This is a genomic window from Citrobacter sp. Ce119, assembly GCF_030334525.1.
Lineage (GTDB): Bacteria > Pseudomonadota > Gammaproteobacteria > Enterobacterales > Enterobacteriaceae > Citrobacter > Citrobacter europaeus.
The window spans coordinates 805,786-820,658 of the sequence record NZ_JAOWDR010000060.1 but is presented as its reverse complement, the minus strand read 5'-3'; the positions used below and the strand labels follow the sequence as shown (position 1 = coordinate 820,658).

General features: G+C 53.4%; 17 protein-coding genes. 7 read left to right on the top strand and 10 right to left on the bottom strand.

The features are described 5' to 3' along the window. Positions 1-117: 117 nt before the first annotated feature. Entirely contained in the window at positions 118-1,437 is a 1,320-nt protein-coding gene (mepM, locus tag OGV80_RS24110; protein ID WP_003833825.1) for a murein DD-endopeptidase MepM, read from the bottom strand. A gap of 15 nt (positions 1,438-1,452) precedes the next feature. Then, positions 1,453-2,397: a zinc ABC transporter substrate-binding protein ZnuA gene (gene znuA / locus OGV80_RS24105; protein WP_043017940.1), complete on the bottom strand. Its 945-nt coding sequence runs from the start codon at positions 2,395-2,397 to the stop codon at positions 1,453-1,455. A 78-nt stretch (positions 2,398-2,475) separates the two neighbouring features. On the opposite strand from znuA, the gene znuC reads away from it, so the two are divergent. After that, a complete protein-coding gene (znuC, locus tag OGV80_RS24100; RefSeq protein WP_003034877.1) occupies positions 2,476-3,231 on the top strand; it encodes a zinc ABC transporter ATP-binding protein ZnuC in 756 nt (251 codons plus the stop codon). Then, a complete protein-coding gene (gene znuB, locus OGV80_RS24095) occupies positions 3,228-4,013 on the top strand; it encodes a zinc ABC transporter permease subunit ZnuB (RefSeq protein ID WP_003034874.1) in 786 nt (261 codons plus the stop codon). Before znuC ends, znuB begins: the two co-directional genes overlap by 4 nt. Before the next feature lie 78 nt (positions 4,014-4,091). On the opposite strand, the gene ruvB is transcribed toward znuB, so the two are convergent. From ruvB to aspS, 6 genes are all read right to left on the bottom strand, one after another. Continuing rightward, on the bottom strand, positions 4,092-5,102 hold the full coding sequence (ruvB, locus tag OGV80_RS24090) for a Holliday junction branch migration DNA helicase RuvB (RefSeq protein WP_043016726.1): 1,011 nt from the start codon (positions 5,100-5,102) through the stop codon (positions 4,092-4,094). 8 nt (positions 5,103-5,110) lie between these two features. Then, positions 5,111-5,722 (bottom strand): Holliday junction branch migration protein RuvA, encoded by a 612-nt coding sequence (gene ruvA / locus OGV80_RS24085; protein WP_043016727.1) that lies wholly within the window; start codon positions 5,720-5,722, stop codon positions 5,111-5,113. Positions 5,723-5,802: 80 nt separating this feature from the next. Next, positions 5,803-6,324, bottom strand: coding sequence for a crossover junction endodeoxyribonuclease RuvC (gene ruvC / locus OGV80_RS24080; RefSeq protein WP_003034867.1), 522 nt, complete (start codon positions 6,322-6,324; stop codon positions 5,803-5,805). A gap of 34 nt (positions 6,325-6,358) precedes the next feature. Then, a complete protein-coding gene (locus OGV80_RS24075; RefSeq protein WP_003833836.1) occupies positions 6,359-7,102 on the bottom strand; it encodes a YebC/PmpR family DNA-binding transcriptional regulator in 744 nt (247 codons plus the stop codon). 28 nt (positions 7,103-7,130) lie between these two features. Further along, positions 7,131-7,574: a dihydroneopterin triphosphate diphosphatase gene (gene nudB, locus OGV80_RS24070; protein WP_043016728.1), complete on the bottom strand. Its 444-nt coding sequence runs from the start codon at positions 7,572-7,574 to the stop codon at positions 7,131-7,133. A gap of 1 nt (position 7,575) precedes the next feature. Beyond that, on the bottom strand, positions 7,576-9,348 hold the full coding sequence (gene aspS / locus OGV80_RS24065) for an aspartate--tRNA ligase (RefSeq protein ID WP_043016729.1): 1,773 nt from the start codon (positions 9,346-9,348) through the stop codon (positions 7,576-7,578). 288 nt (positions 9,349-9,636) lie between these two features. Between aspS and OGV80_RS24060 the strand changes: the two genes are divergently transcribed. The 5 genes from OGV80_RS24060 to cmoB are packed head-to-tail and all read left to right on the top strand — an operon-like array spanning position 9,637 to position 13,214. After that, a complete protein-coding gene (locus OGV80_RS24060) occupies positions 9,637-10,203 on the top strand; it encodes a hydrolase (RefSeq protein ID WP_043016730.1) in 567 nt (188 codons plus the stop codon). Continuing rightward, a complete protein-coding gene (locus OGV80_RS24055) occupies positions 10,200-11,018 on the top strand; it encodes a DUF72 domain-containing protein (RefSeq protein ID WP_075146014.1) in 819 nt (272 codons plus the stop codon). Before OGV80_RS24060 ends, OGV80_RS24055 begins: the two co-directional genes overlap by 4 nt. 51 nt (positions 11,019-11,069) lie before the next feature. Beyond that, positions 11,070-11,465 carry an MAPEG family protein gene (locus OGV80_RS24050; RefSeq protein WP_003833847.1) on the top strand — a complete coding sequence of 132 codons (396 nt, stop codon included), beginning with the start codon at positions 11,070-11,072 and terminating at the stop codon, positions 11,463-11,465. 40 nt (positions 11,466-11,505) lie between these two features. After that, positions 11,506-12,249, top strand: a complete 744-nt coding sequence (gene cmoA / locus OGV80_RS24045; protein ID WP_043016732.1) for a carboxy-S-adenosyl-L-methionine synthase CmoA — start codon at positions 11,506-11,508, stop codon at positions 12,247-12,249. Beyond that, the gene (gene cmoB, locus OGV80_RS24040) at positions 12,246-13,214 is read left to right on the top strand and encodes a tRNA 5-methoxyuridine(34)/uridine 5-oxyacetic acid(34) synthase CmoB (RefSeq protein WP_043016733.1); all 969 of its coding nucleotides are present in this window, start codon (positions 12,246-12,248) and stop codon (positions 13,212-13,214) included. The genes cmoA and cmoB overlap by 4 nt, the downstream gene beginning before the upstream one ends. 178 nt (positions 13,215-13,392) lie before the next feature. Here cmoB and cutC read toward each other — a convergent pair whose 3' ends face one another. Both cutC and OGV80_RS24030 read right to left on the bottom strand, forming a co-directional pair. Further along, positions 13,393-14,139, bottom strand: a complete 747-nt coding sequence (gene cutC / locus OGV80_RS24035) for a copper homeostasis protein CutC (protein WP_043016734.1) — start codon at positions 14,137-14,139, stop codon at positions 13,393-13,395. Between the two features lie 2 nt (positions 14,140-14,141). Continuing rightward, entirely contained in the window at positions 14,142-14,708 is a 567-nt protein-coding gene (locus OGV80_RS24030; RefSeq protein ID WP_043016735.1) for a VOC family protein, read from the bottom strand. Positions 14,709-14,873: the final 165 nt, after the last annotated feature.

Sequence of the window (14,873 nt, the reverse complement as noted above, 5' to 3'; positions counted from 1 at the left end):
TCTTCCAGTGTCTGGTGCGGCGAAAAGTAGATCTGCTGATAGTGTAGCGGCGCACGATGCGCCGTACAAAATAAAAAAGCCGGCACGCATAGCGTACCGGCTTTATCAGTGTACTAATTAATCAAAACGTAGCTGAGGCATAACTTCTTTCACCTGCGCCAGGTAATCGGTGCGATCCGAGCCGGTCAGACCTTCTGTGCGCGGCAGTTTCGCCGTCAGAGGGTTAACAGCCTGCTGGTTGATCCATACTTCGTAATGTAAATGCGGCCCCGTTGAACGACCGGTATTGCCTGAAAGCGCGATACGATCGCCACGTTTCACTTTTTGTCCTGGTTTGACCAACAGCTTACGCAGGTGCATATAACGCGTGGTGTAGGTGCGACCATGACGTACCGCAACATAGTATCCGGCTGCGCCGCTGCGCTTCGCTACCACTACTTCGCCATCCCCCACCGACAACACCGGCGTGCCTTGCGGCATCGCAAAGTCGACACCTTTGTGCGGCGCAACGCGTCCGGTCACCGGGTTCAGGCGACGCGGATTAAAGTTTGAGGAGATACGGAACTGCTTCGCCGTCGGGAAACGCATAAAGCCTTTCGCCAGCCCGGTACCGTTACGGTCATAGAACTTACCATCTTCAGCACGGATGGCGTAATAGTCTTTGCCCTCAGAGCGCAAACGTACGCCCAGCAGTTGGCTTTGCTCACGCTTGCCGTCCAGCATTTCGCGAGACATCAGCACCGAGAACTCATCGCCCTTCTTCAGTTTGCGGAAATCCATCTGCCACTGCATGGCCTTAATCACCGCGCTGATTTCAGAGCTGGTGAGTCCGGCTTCTTTGGCGCTGGCGACGAAGCTTCCGCCCACGGTGCCTTTGATTCGGCTGTTAACCCAATCGCCCTGCTGCATTTCGCTGCTCATCTTGAAACCCGTCGCGGTGCGATCGTAAGTACGGGTTTCACGGCGAGACACTTCCCAGGTCAGGCGCTGCAGGTCACCTTCCGCGCTTAACGTCCAGGAAAGTTGCTGACCAATTTTCAGGTTACGCAGTTCCTTATCGGAAGCAGCGAGCTGGCTGATATCGCCCATATCGATGCCGTACTGATTGAGAATACTGCTCAGCGTATCGCCCGTGGAGACGACATATTCATGCACGCCAGCCTCACCAGACGTTTTGTCATCCAGTTCATCCTGTGGGATAGCTTCGTCTTCCTGAGCGGCCTGATCGATAGGTTCGCTGGCCTCTGGCAACAGTGAACGAATCTCGCTTTTTTCCAGCTCGATAGTTTTAACGATAGGTGCGGAATCGGGATGGTAAACATAAGGCCGCCAGACGGCGACGGCCAATGTCAGTACGGTAAGCGACCCCAACATAACGCGATGGGGTCGCGGCAGATTATTAAATGCCAGAGCGACAGAGCGGGCTATCTGTTGCACGTATTCACTTCCTCATTAATCTCCTTTCAGGCAGCTCGCATACTGGTTGGCTAATTGGTTTAAAAACGCTGAATAGCTTGTTTTACCCAGTTTGATATTCGTACCGAGCGGATCCAACGTTCCCATTCGAACGGATGTCCCTCTCGCGACGGCTTCAACGACCGCTGGCCTGAACTGTGGCTCAGCAAAAACGCAGGTTGCTTTTTGCTCAACCAACTGTGTTCTTATTTCATGTAAACGCTGCGCACCAGGTTGAATCTCAGGGTTCACGGTAAAGTGACCAAGCGGTGTTAGTCCGTAGTGTTTCTCGTAGTAGCCATAGGCGTCATGAAAAACGAAATAACCTTTTCCCTTGAGCGGTGCGAGCTCGTTACCTACCTGCTTATCGGTTGCGGCTAATTGTGCCTCAAAATCCTTCAGGTTGGCGTCAAGTTTGGCTCGACTTTGCGGCATAAGTTCCACTAATTTTTCATGGATTGCAACCGCTGAGGCCCGCGCTATCTCTGGGGAAAGCCAAAGATGCATGTTGTAATCGCCGTGATGGTGATGCTCGTCACTTTTTTCACTGCCAGCATCATTGTGTCCATGATCGTCGTCGTCGTCATCCGCACCTTTCATGAGTAACGGTTTCACGTCATTGAGCTGCGCAATCGTTACCTGTTTCGCGTTAGGAATATTCTTGACTGATTTTTCCATAAACGCTTCCATCTCAGGTCCGATCCAAACGACTAAGTCCGCGCCCTGTAAGCGTTTTACGTCTGAAGGACGCAATGAGTAATCGTGTTCGGAAGCCCCGTCGGGCAGCAGAACCTGGGTGTCAGTGACCCCGTCAGCAATGGCTGAAGCAATAAACCCCAGCGGCTTAAGAGAAGCAACGACAGCGGCATTTGCTGCCTGTGTTGCACTACCCCAAAGAGCAGCGGATAATGCTGCGAAAAGAAGCGTATTTTTATGTAACATAATGCGACCAATCATCGTAATGAATGTAAGAAATGTGATATTATAACATTCTATAACTTCTGCAAGACTAAAATTGATATGACGACTTTGGTTTCACTGGAAAATGTCTCGGTCTCTTATGGTCAACGCCGCGTCCTCTCTGACGTTTCGCTTGAACTTCGACCCGGTAAAATATTAACGCTACTCGGCCCAAACGGTGCCGGGAAATCTACGCTGGTGCGCGTTGTATTAGGCCTGGTAGCGGCTGATGAGGGAGTTATCAAGCGTAATGGTCAATTGCGGATCGGCTATGTGCCGCAAAAACTGTACCTCGATACTACGCTTCCGCTGACGGTAAGCCGGTTTATGCGTTTACGTCCCGGCACCAAAAAAGAGGATATCCTCCCGGCACTGAAACGCGTTCAGGCCGGACATCTGATGAATGCGCCGATGCAAAAACTCTCCGGCGGAGAAACGCAACGCGTGCTGTTGGCCCGTGCTTTATTGAATAAACCTCAGCTACTGGTACTTGATGAGCCAACCCAGGGTGTGGATGTCAATGGGCAGGTTGCACTGTACGATCTTATCGACCAGTTGCGACGTGAACTGGATTGCGCCGTACTGATGGTTTCCCATGACCTGCATCTGGTGATGGCAAAAACCGATGAAGTACTGTGTCTGAACCATCATATTTGTTGTTCTGGCGCGCCGGAAGTGGTTTCCATGCACCCGGAATTCATCTCAATGTTCGGGCAACGCGGTGCCGAACAACTCGGAATTTACCGTCATAATCATAATCACCGCCACGATTTACAGGGTCGTATCGTCTTACGCCGGGGAAATGGTCACTCATGATTGAATTGTTATTACCCGGTTGGTTAGCCGGGATCATGCTGGCCTGTGCCGCTGGCCCACTCGGCTCGTTTGTGGTCTGGCGTCGAATGTCTTACTTCGGTGATACGCTGGCTCACGCTTCGCTGCTGGGCGTCGCCTTCGGCCTGCTGTTGGATGTAAACCCCTTCTATGCGGTCATCGCCGTCACTTTGTTGCTGGCTGGCGGTCTGGTATGGCTGGAGAAGCGCCCTCACCTCGCGATCGATACCTTACTGGGCATTATGGCCCACAGTGCGCTGTCATTGGGGTTGGTTGTCGTTAGCCTGATGTCTAACATCCGTGTGGATCTGATGGCCTACCTGTTTGGTGATTTGCTCGCCGTGACGCCAGAAGATCTTATCTCTATCGCCATTGGCGTGGTTATCGTTCTGGCGATTTTGTTCTGGCAGTGGCGCAACCTGCTGTCGATGACCATCAGCCCGGATCTGGCATTTGTCGATGGCGTGAAACTGCAACGCGTCAAGCTACTGCTGATGCTGGTTACGGCGTTAACTATTGGCGTGGCGATGAAGTTTGTCGGGGCGCTGATCATCACCTCGCTGCTGATCATCCCCGCGGCGACCGCCCGCCGCTTTGCCCGTACGCCGGAGCAAATGGCAGGGGTTGCCGTTGGTGTGGGAATGATAGCGGTTACAGGCGGACTGACCTTCTCGGCCTTCTATGACACCCCGGCAGGTCCTTCCGTAGTGCTGTGTGCTGCGCTGTTGTTTATCTTCAGCATGATGAAAAAGCAGGCAAGCTAAACGTGGGTTGCCCGGTGGCGCTGCGCTTACCGGGCATACAAAATCGCCCAGGCCTGATGAGCGTAGCGACATCAGGCACTAAGGCATCTCTGGCGGCGTAATGCCAAAATGGTTCCATGCGCGCACCGTTGCCATTCTTCCGCGCGGCGTACGCTGCAAAAAACCTTGCTGAATCAGATACGGCTCCAGCACGTCCTCAATGGTTTCACGCTCTTCCCCAATCGCCGCCGCCAGGTTATCCAGGCCAACCGGTCCGCCGAAGAATTTATCGATAACCGCCAGTAGTAGCTTACGGTCCATATAATCGAATCCTTCCGCATCCACATTGAGCATATCCAGTGCCTGAGCGGCGATGTCTGCTGAAATTGTGCCGTCATGCTTCACTTCGGCGAAATCGCGTACCCGGCGTAACAAACGGTTGGCAATACGCGGCGTACCGCGGGCCCGACGCGCCACTTCCAGCGCGCCTTCATCGCTCATTTCCAGCCCCATATAGCGTGCGCTGCGCCCAACAATATGCTGCAGGTCAGCCACCTGATAGAACTCCAGGCGCTGCACAATACCGAAGCGGTCACGCAGCGGAGAGGTTAACGACCCGGCACGCGTGGTCGCCCCAATGAGCGTAAACGGTGGCAGATCGATCTTGATCGAACGTGCAGCCGGCCCTTCGCCAATCATGATATCCAGCTGATAATCCTCCATCGCCGGATACAGCACCTCTTCCACCACCGGTGACAGGCGATGGATTTCATCGATAAACAGCACATCGTGGGGTTCAAGGTTGGTCAGCATTGCCGCCAGATCGCCCGCTTTTTCCAGTACCGGACCGGAAGTGGTGCGCAGATTAACGCCCATTTCATTGGCCACAATATTGGCAAGCGTGGTTTTACCCAGACCTGGAGGACCGAAAATCAGCAGGTGATCGAGAGCGTCACCGCGCAGCTTCGCCGCCTGGATAAAAATCTCCATCTGCGAACGTACCTGAGGCTGGCCAATATACTCTTCCAGTAATTTAGGACGGATCGCACGATCCACCAAATCTTCAGGGGTAGTGCTGACAGCCGAAATCAGGCGATCTGCTTCAATCATCCTTTACCTCACAATGCCGCGCGAAGCGCTTCACGAATCAGGGTTTCACTGCTGGCATCAGGGCGGGCAATCTTACTCACCATGCGGCTGGCTTCCTGTGGTTTATAGCCCAACGCCACCAGCGCAGCAACCGCTTCCTGCTCGGCGTCGTCCGTTGTCGGACTAGCCGGAGAGGTCAGGACCAGATCCGCTGCCGGGGTAAAGAGGTCGCCATGCAGACCTTTAAAGCGGTCTTTCATTTCAACAATCAAACGTTCTGCGGTTTTCTTACCAATGCCCGGTAATTTCACCAGCGCGCCAAGTTCTTCACGCTCAACGGCATTAACGAACTGCTGTGCAGACATACCAGAGAGGATTGCCAGCGCCAGCTTCGGCCCCACGCCGTTGGTTTTAATTAACTCTTTAAACAGCGTACGTTCTTGCTTGTTGTTAAAGCCATACAACAACTGAGCGTCTTCACGCACCACAAAATGGGTGAAGATAATCGCTTCCTGCCCGGCTTCCGGCAACTCGTAGAAACAGGTCATCGGCATATGCACTTCATAGCCTACCCCGCCCGTCTCCAGAAGAACCAGCGGGGGTTGTTTTTCAAGAATGATGCCTCTGAGTCTGCCTATCACATGACGCTCCTGCGTTAAGGGCTAAAAGGTAATGCGCTATCATAAAAAAAGGCTGGATAGATATCCAGCCTCATTTGTCACTAACGTAACCGACCTCGCGCCAGATTCAGCCTCGACTCGCTCATTTGCATGGCGTTCTGGCTGACGTGACAGTGGGTAATGGCAATCGCCAGCGCATCCGCGGCATCTGCCTGCGGGTTTGCCGGAAGTTTTAGCAGCGTGCGCACCATATGCTGAACCTGGCTTTTTTCCGCGCTACCGATACCCACCACGGTCTGTTTTACCTGGCGGGCCGCGTATTCAAAGACCGGAAGATCCTGATTGGTCGCCGCAACGATTGCCACGCCGCGCGCCTGCCCCAGCTTTAGCGCCGAGTCGGCGTTCTTCGCCATAAAGACCTGCTCAATGGCAAAATAGTCCGGTTGAAACTGGGTGATGATTTCCGTCACGCCCGCATAAATCAACTTCAGACGGGACGGAAGATCGTCGACTTTGGTACGAATACAACCGCTGCCGAGGTAGGTCAGCTGTCTGCCGACCTGACGGATTACGCCATAACCGGTGATGCGCGACCCCGGGTCAATGCCGAGAATAATAGACATCACGCACCTCCAGTCAGGTTACGGCACAGCCACCTCATTCTAAGGTCGCTGCCACCTCGTCAGAGATTTCACCGTTGTGGTAAACTTCCTGCACGTCGTCGCAGTCTTCCAGCATATCGATCAGACGCATCAGCTTCGGCGCTGTTTCTGCGTCCATATCCGCTTTGGTGGATGGAATCATCGACACTTCAGCCGCGTCCGCTTTCAGACCTGCCGCTTCCAGCGCATCACGCACTTTGCCCATCTCTTCCCACGCGGTGTAAACATCAATCGCGCCGTCGTCGAAGGTCACAACGTCTTCAGCGCCTGCTTCCAGCGCAGCTTCCATGATGGCGTCTTCGTCGCCTTGTTCAAAGGAGATCACGCCTTTTTTGCTGAACAGGTAAGCTACGGAACCGTCAGTACCGAGGTTACCGCCCGTTTTCGTGAATGCGTGACGCACTTCCGCAACGGTACGGTTACGGTTGTCAGACAGACATTCAATCATAACGGCTGTACCGCCAGGACCGTAACCTTCATAGATGATGGTTTCCATGTTGGAATCTTCATCACCGCCCACGCCGCGCGCGATTGCACGGTTCAGGGTGTCACGGGTCATGTTGTTAGCCAGCGCTTTATCAACCGCTGCACGCAGACGCGGGTTAGCATCCGGATCGCCGCCGCCGAGTTTAGCCGCCGTCACCAGCTCACGAATGATTTTGGTGAAAATTTTACCGCGTTTAGCATCCTGCGCTGCTTTACGGTGTCTGGTGTTGGCCCATTTACTATGACCTGCCATAAATAATATCTCCAAAAAGCGCGCCTTTTCAGGCGACGTTAATTACAAACTCTTCAATCGCCTGCCGGTTACTCCACGACTTGGTTAACTGAGCGGCTTCAGCCGCATTAACCCAACGATAGGTCAGATGTTCGGTGAACACGATCTCTCGTTCTGAGGGAAGTGCCAGGCAAAACCAGGATTCAGTATTACGCTCAACTCCCGGCGCATAGCGATGACGTAAATGGCTAAAAATCTCGAACTCCACCGTGCGCTGACAGTCAATTAAGGTCAGTTGCTCAGACGCAACATCAATGGCGACCTCTTCCTTTACTTCGCGCATCGCGGCTTGCGACGCGGTTTCACCCTCTTCAAGGCTGCCGGTGACCGACTGCCAGAAATCAGGATCGTCGCGTCGCTGTAACATCAGCACTCTCCCGGTGTCCTTTGCATAAATCACGACTAACACCGAGACAGGCTGTTTGTATGTCATATCAGTTATTCTCGGCCTTCTTAACAACCTGAATACTCAGTTCCGCCAGCGCTGCTTCGTTGGCAAAGCTCGGCGCTTCAGTCATCAGACACGCTGCAGCCGTGGTTTTCGGGAAAGCAATAACGTCACGAATGTTGTCAGTACCGGTCAGCAGCATAGTCAGACGATCCAGACCAAACGCCAGGCCCGCATGCGGCGGTGTACCGTATTTTAGCGCATCCAGCAGGAAGCCGAATTTCTCGCGCTGCTCTTGCTCGTTAATGCCCAGAATACCGAATACGGTCTGCTGCATATCACCGTTGTGAATACGCACGGAACCACCGCCCACTTCATAGCCGTTGATGACCATATCGTACGCGTTGGCAACCGCCTCTTCCGGCGCAGCTTTCAGCTCAGCGGCAGTCATATCTTTCGGCGCGGTGAACGGGTGGTGCATTGCGGTCAGGCCGCCTTCACCATCGTCTTCAAACATCGGGAAGTCGATAACCCAAAGTGGCGCCCATTTGGCTTCGTCAGTAATGCTCAGGTCTTTACCCAGTTTCAGACGCAGCGCACCCATCGCGTCGGCAACGACTTTCTTGTTGTCGGCACCGAAGAAAATCATGTCGCCGTCTTGCGCACCGGTACGCGCCAGAATCGCTTCCACGATTTCTGCGTTCAGGAACTTAGCAACCGGGCTGGTGATACCTTCCAGGCCTTTCGCACGCTCGGTGACTTTGATGTAAGCCAGACCTTTCGCGCCGTAAATCTTGATAAAGTTACCGTAATCGTCAATTTGCTTACGGCTCAGTGCAGCACCGCCCGGTACACGCAGGGCAGCCACGCGGCCTTTCGGATCGTTCGCCGGACCAGAGAACACCGCGAACTCAACGCCTTTAACCAGATCGGCAACGTCAACCAGCTCCATCGGGTTACGCAGGTCTGGTTTATCGGAACCGTAACGACGCTCGGCTTCGGCAAAAGTCATGATCGGGAAATCACCCAGATCCACACCTTTAACTTCCAGCCACAGATTGCGTACCAGCGCTTCCATCACTTCACGCACCTGCGGTGCGGTCATGAAGGAAGTCTCAACGTCGATCTGGGTAAATTCAGGCTGACGGTCAGCACGTAAGTCTTCATCACGGAAGCATTTTACGATCTGATAATAGCGGTCAAAACCCGACATCATCAGCAGCTGTTTAAACAGCTGAGGAGACTGCGGCAGCGCGTAAAACTTACCTTTATGTACGCGAGAAGGTACCAGGTAATCGCGTGCGCCTTCCGGCGTCGCTTTGGTCAGCATCGGCGTTTCGATGTCGAGGAAGCCGTGGTCGTCCATAAAACGACGCACCAGGCTGGTAATTTTGGCACGCGTTTTCAGGCGTTGCGCCATTTCAGGACGACGCAGATCCAAATAGCGATACTTCAGGCGCGCTTCTTCGGTGTTGACGTGGTTTGAGTCAAGCGGCAGCGAGTCTGAACGGTTGATGATGGTCAGATCGGAGGCCAGTACTTCAATTTCGCCCGTCGCCATATCGGCGTTGACGTTTTTCGCGTCACGCGCACGCACGGTGCCCGTAACCTGGATGCAGAACTCATTACGCAGTTCGGAGGCCAGCTTTAACGCGTCCGCACGGTCCGGATCGAAAAATACCTGCACGATACCTTCGCGGTCGCGCATATCGATAAAGATCAGGCTACCAAGATCACGACGACGGTTGACCCAACCACACAGAGTCACCTGCTGCCCCTCGTGGGACAGACGTAGCTGTCCGCAATATTCTGTACGCATGAGATATCCCTTAACTTTGCCGCAGGCGGATTGTCACCTGTCTCGCAGGTGACGAAGTCGCAGCTTTAGCTGAATGTCACAACTGAATGAAAAAAGGCGGCTATTATACTGGAAATTCTGCCGCACGATAAGAGCCTACTGGGATAGACTCTCAGTCCGGTACTGACTGTACGCCTGTTTCCTGGACGGGCATTGCGTAATCTCACAAAAAATAACAAAAATTGTCGCCCCTTTCACACTGATTCGCGATTAAGGTGTAACGGAAATCTATTTTTTACTGGAGTGACCATGCTGGAACTGAACGCAAAAACAACCGCCCTTGTCGTGATTGACTTACAGGAAGGGATCCTGTCTTTCGCTGGCGGGCCTCATACGGCACACGATGTGGTTACCCGCGCCGCGCAGTTGGCGGAAAAATTCCGTGCCCACGGTTCCCCGGTAGTAATGGTGCGCGTCGGCTGGTCTGACGATTACGCCGAAGCGCTGAAACAACCGGTAGATGCTCAGACTCCGGCAAAAGCGTTGCCCGAAAACTGGTGGGATTACCCGACGGCTCTGGGAAAATGCGCCAGCGATCTCGAAGTCACCAAACGCCAGTGGGGCGCGTTTTACGGTACCGATCTGGAACTACAGCTGCGTCGTCGGGGCATTGATACTATCGTCTTGTGCGGCATCTCCACAAACATTGGCGTAGAGTCGACGGCGCGAAATGCGTGGGAGTTGGGTTTTAATCTGATTGTTGCAGAAGACGCCTGTAGCGCCGCCAGCGCCGATCAGCACCGGGGCAGCATGACGCATATTTTCCCGCGTATCGCACGCGTACGCAGCGTGGACGAGATCCTGCAAGCGCTATGATTTATATCGGTTTACCCCAGTGGTCGCATCCTAAATGGGTGCGTCTGGGGATCTCAAACCTTGAAGAGTATGCCCGCCACTTTAATTGTGTGGAGGGCAACACCACGCTGTACGCGCTGCCAAAAGCGGACATTGTTGCCCGCTGGCATGCACAGACCACCGATGCATTTCGATTTTGCTTTAAGTTTCCGGCCACCATTTCGCATCAGGCCGCGCTGCGTAATTGCGATGACCTGGTACAGGAGTTTTTCACGCGCATGTCGCCGCTGGAATCGCGCATTGGACAATACTGGCTGCAATTACCCGCGACTTTTGGTCCGCGTGACCTGCCTGCCCTGTGGCAGTTTCTCGATGCGCTCCCCAAAGCCTTTACCTACGGTGTGGAAGTTCGCCATCCAGACTTCTTTGCCAAGGGCGAAGCCGAGCTGCTATTTAATCGGGGCTTACACGAGCGTGGCGTAAACCGGGTAATTCTGGACAGCCGCCCGGTGCATGCCGCAATCCCGCATACTGAAGCGATACGTGACGCCCAGCGCAAGAAGCCAAAGGTGCCGGTACATGCAGTAGTGACGGCAAACCATCCGATGGTACGCTTTATCGGCAGCGATGATATGGCACAAAATAGCGAGCTTTTTGCCGTCTGGCTGACCAAGCTGTCGCGATGGCAACACACCACGACGCCGTATCTTTTTTTGCATACGCCGGACATCGCACAGGCCCCGGAGCTTGTAGACACGCTATGGGCAGATTTACGTAACGTCCTGCCAGAGATCGGATCAGCACCGTCTATTCCACAGCAATCTTCTCTTTTCTGAAATTGCCACCTATCATAGACAGTGCCATCTGCCATTTTAAAGGGAGTTTGTATGGTAAGCGCGCTTTATGCCGTATTGGGTGCGTTATTGTTAATAAAGTTCTCCTTTGACGTCGTTCGCCTGCGCATGCAATACCGCGTTGCCTATGGCGACGGAGGTTTTAGCGAACTGCAAAGCGCTATCCGCATTCACGGTAATGCGGTGGAGTATATTCCCGTCGCGTTAGTGCTGCTGTTATTTATGGAAATGAACGGCGCAGAGACGTGGATGGTGCATATTTGCGGGCTGATGTTGATTGCCGGACGACTGATGCATTATTACGGATTTCACCACCGACTCTTCCGCTGGCGCCGTTCAGGCATGAGCGCAACCTGGTGTTCGCTGTTGCTAATGGTGCTGGCGAATCTTTGGTATATGCCCTGGGAGTTGGTTTTCTCCCTGCATTAGCGCACAATACGCCACTTTATTTTTCCCGGATTTTTACGTTATGTCTCACCGCGACACGCTTTTTTCTGCGCCTATCGCCAGTCTGGGTGACTGGACCTTTGATGAACGGGTAGCTGAAGTCTTCCCGGATATGATCCAGCGTTCCGTTCCTGGTTATTCCAATATCATTTCTATGATTGGTATGCTGGCCGAACGTTTCGTACAACCCAACACGCAGGTCTACGATCTGGGCTGCTCTCTGGGCGCGGCGACGCTCTCGGTGCGTCGCAATATTCATCACGAGAATTGCAAAATTATTGCTGTCGATAACTCTCCGGCGATGGTTGAGCGCTGCCGTCGTCATATTGACGCCTATAAGGCACCGACCCCGGTTGAGGTTGTCGAAGGCGATATCCGCAACATTACTATCGAAAACGCCTCGATGGTGGTGCTGAATTTTACCCTGCAATTCCTTGAGCCACCTGAGCGCCAGGCGTTGTTGGATAAGATTTATCAGGGGCTGAATCCCGGCGGCGCGCTGGTTCTTTCTGAAAAATTCAGTTTCGAAGACGCTAACGTTGGCGAGCTGCTGTTCAACATGCACCACGACTTCAAACGGGCAAATGGCTATAGCGAACTGGAAATCAGCCAGAAGCGCAGCATGCTGGAGAACGTGATGCTGACCGACTCGGTCGAAACGCACAAAGCGCGACTGCATCAGGCTGGTTTCGAGCACAGCGAATTGTGGTTCCAGTGCTTCAACTTTGGTTCTCTGGTGGCGCTGAAAGCTGGGGTAAGCGCATGATCGACTTTGGTAACTTTTATCAGCTGATTGCCAAAAACCATCTCTCCCATTGGCTGGAAACGCTTCCGGCGCAAATCGCTACCTGGCAGCGCGATCAGCACGGCTTGTTTAAGCAGTGGTCAAACGCCGTCGAGTTTCTGCCCGAGCTAACGCCGCATCGCCTGGACTTACTTCATAGCGTTACAGCAGAAAGCAAAGAGCCGCTCAGCGAAGGTCAACTCAAACGTATTGACACTCTGATGCGTAACCTGATGCCATGGCGTAAAGGACCGTACTCGCTGTACGGCGTCAATATTGACACCGAGTGGCGATCGGACTGGAAGTGGGATCGCGTTCTGCCGCACTTGTCTGACCTCACCGGCCGTACCATTCTTGACGTCGGCTGCGGCAGTGGTTATCACATGTGGCGCATGATTGGCGCGGGGGCGCATCTGGCGGTTGGTATCGATCCTACGCAACTGTTTCTATGCCAGTTTGAGGCGGTGCGTAAACTGCTGGGCAATGACCAGCGCGCTCATCTGCTGCCGCTGGGCATTGAACAGCTTCCAGCGCTCAACGCCTTTGATACCGTATTCTCCATGGGAGTGCTTTATCACCGACGTTCACCGCTGGAACACCTGTGGCAGTTGAAGGATCAACTGGTTAAAGATGGTGAACTGGTGCTGGAAACGCTGGTCGTCGAAGGTGATGAAAATACCGTACTGGTTCCGGGCGACCGCTACGCGCAGATGCGTAATGTCTACTTTATTCCGTCTGCGCTGGCGCTAAAAAACTGGCTGGAAAAATGCGGTTTTGTTGATGTGCGTATCGCCGATGTCTGCGTCACCACTACCGAAGAACAGCGCCGCACCGAATGGATGATAACCGAGTCGCTGGCCGACTTCCTCGACCCGAACGACCACAGCAAAACGGTGGAAGGCTACCCCGCCCCATTACGCGCGGTATTGATTGCGCGTAAGCCGTGATGGATTGCCGGATGACCGTTACGTATAGCACCGTTTCTCCAAAATAGTTCAAGTTGCAGCAAGGCGGCCAACGCTGCTGCGGCTTGAAATATGAAGGATAAAAAAAGGCCCCTGTTGAATTGGCAGGGGCCTGGTACGAGCAAGCATCATATTGGGCGACATGATGCAACGGTAAAAATCAGCTGGCCTGATGGTGTGCAATGATTGCTTTCATTTCCGCAACCGCCGCCCCGTCTACCGCATAGCGTGAATATTCATCCGCCTGCGTATCCGAAGACATCGACAACCCCGAATTGCGATAACGCATTGGTGAAGCCAGCCATACTCCGGCAGAACTGTGGACTTCCTGCACTCCAGCATTAAGGAACAGGGACAAATTCGAGGCGCGAACCCCCGCTCCGGCCATAATGATTGGAGCATCCGCCTGCGCAATAAGTTCCATTATTTTTGTTAAACCTTGCGCCGCATCTGATTTTTGCCCGGAAGTCAGCACTCTGGCGATGCCCAAATCAGCTAATTTTTTTAGCGCATTGAGTGGGTTAGCACACATATCAAAGGCACGATGAAAAGTGACTTGCAGTGAACCGGCGGCGATCATTATTTTCTCCATGCGCGGCATATCGACATCGCCATCCGCATTTAAAATGCCAGTTACCAGCCCTGAGAACCCCAGTTCCCGGACCATCGCGATATCATCCAGCATTGCAGCGAATTCACCGTCGGTATAGCAAAAGTCGCCTCCACGCGGTCGTATAATGGGATTGACGGGAATCGAAACATGCTGGCGAACAGAACGCAGGACGCCCAGAGACGGCGTTAAGCCGCCTTCTTTAGGTGCTGCGCAAAGCTCAATGCGATCCGCGCCGTTTTGCTGCGCCGTACGCGCGCACTCCATGCTGTAACAGCAGATTTCCAGTAAAGCCATGCTCACTCCTGACGTTCGCTTGCCACTATGGTTTCAATCGACCACGGATGAAATTTTATCGTCACGCTGCCATCGCTGACCGCCAGCGTCGGATTCGGTAAACGTTCGCGCTCGCCTTTTGGCGAACTGGTTTTTACAAATATACCCGGCTGGCTCAAACCGTGATCAGAAAGCAGCGCCAGCGCTCTGGCGTTCAGCGTTTGTGCCTCACCCGGCAGAACAATTTCAATATGTTCCCAGCCTTCATGCGGATAGCGTTTTTCGCCCGGCCACGGCAGTTCAACGATTGAAAATTGCCAATGTTGCACACAAACCGGCTCATACAGTTTAAAAAGACAAATAGGTCTGCCGTTAATCATGTTTTCTGACAGCAATTCACCGCACTGTTCAAAGCCACGACGCCAGCGCTCTGCGGTGGTATTTTGGTGGCAACGCAAGGAAATGTGGTCGGCTTCCAGCCCTGAAATATCCAGCCCAAGACGGGTGGAAAGTTCCGTTAATGCCTGCGTGAAATGCGGTAAATCTGCAGAAATATCCTGTAGTTCTGCAACGGTCTGCCAGTTCGCCATATTAAAAGCTCATATCTATGTTCAAAGCTGCTAATTTACTCTGTTGCGCTGCGCCATCCAACCGCTGTTTTCTTCGAACGTAACATGAAGACTAAAACGTCATTGCATTGACTGAATTTTAGACTGCGCACGCGACTCGCAGTGCTGACGGCAACGGGCATTTGC

What these genes read in the sequence shown, in the direction of transcription:
- OGV80_RS24050 (WP_003833847.1), top strand. Translation starts at nt 11,070, where the DNA reads ATGGTAAGCGCGCTTTATGCCGTATTGGGTGCGTTATTGTTAATAAAG.
- OGV80_RS24075 (WP_003833836.1), bottom strand. Translation starts at nt 7,102, where the DNA reads ATGGCAGGTCATAGTAAATGGGCCAACACCAGACACCGTAAAGCAGCG.
- ruvB (WP_043016726.1), bottom strand. Translation starts at nt 5,102, where the DNA reads ATGATTGAAGCAGATCGCCTGATTTCGGCTGTCAGCACTACCCCTGAA.
- nudB (WP_043016728.1), bottom strand. Translation starts at nt 7,574, where the DNA reads ATGACATACAAACAGCCTGTCTCGGTGTTAGTCGTGATTTATGCAAAG.
- OGV80_RS24060 (WP_043016730.1), top strand. Translation starts at nt 9,637, where the DNA reads ATGCTGGAACTGAACGCAAAAACAACCGCCCTTGTCGTGATTGACTTA.
- ruvC (WP_003034867.1), bottom strand. Translation starts at nt 6,324, where the DNA reads ATGTCTATTATTCTCGGCATTGACCCGGGGTCGCGCATCACCGGTTAT.
- cmoA (WP_043016732.1), top strand. Translation starts at nt 11,506, where the DNA reads ATGTCTCACCGCGACACGCTTTTTTCTGCGCCTATCGCCAGTCTGGGT.
- OGV80_RS24055 (WP_075146014.1), top strand. Translation starts at nt 10,200, where the DNA reads ATGATTTATATCGGTTTACCCCAGTGGTCGCATCCTAAATGGGTGCGT.
- OGV80_RS24030 (WP_043016735.1), bottom strand. Translation starts at nt 14,708, where the DNA reads ATGGCGAACTGGCAGACCGTTGCAGAACTACAGGATATTTCTGCAGAT.
- cutC (WP_043016734.1), bottom strand. Translation starts at nt 14,139, where the DNA reads ATGGCTTTACTGGAAATCTGCTGTTACAGCATGGAGTGCGCGCGTACG.
- znuC (WP_003034877.1), top strand. Translation starts at nt 2,476, where the DNA reads ATGACGACTTTGGTTTCACTGGAAAATGTCTCGGTCTCTTATGGTCAA.
- znuB (WP_003034874.1), top strand. Translation starts at nt 3,228, where the DNA reads ATGATTGAATTGTTATTACCCGGTTGGTTAGCCGGGATCATGCTGGCC.
- aspS (WP_043016729.1), bottom strand. Translation starts at nt 9,348, where the DNA reads ATGCGTACAGAATATTGCGGACAGCTACGTCTGTCCCACGAGGGGCAG.
- znuA (WP_043017940.1), bottom strand. Translation starts at nt 2,397, where the DNA reads ATGTTACATAAAAATACGCTTCTTTTCGCAGCATTATCCGCTGCTCTT.
- cmoB (WP_043016733.1), top strand. Translation starts at nt 12,246, where the DNA reads ATGATCGACTTTGGTAACTTTTATCAGCTGATTGCCAAAAACCATCTC.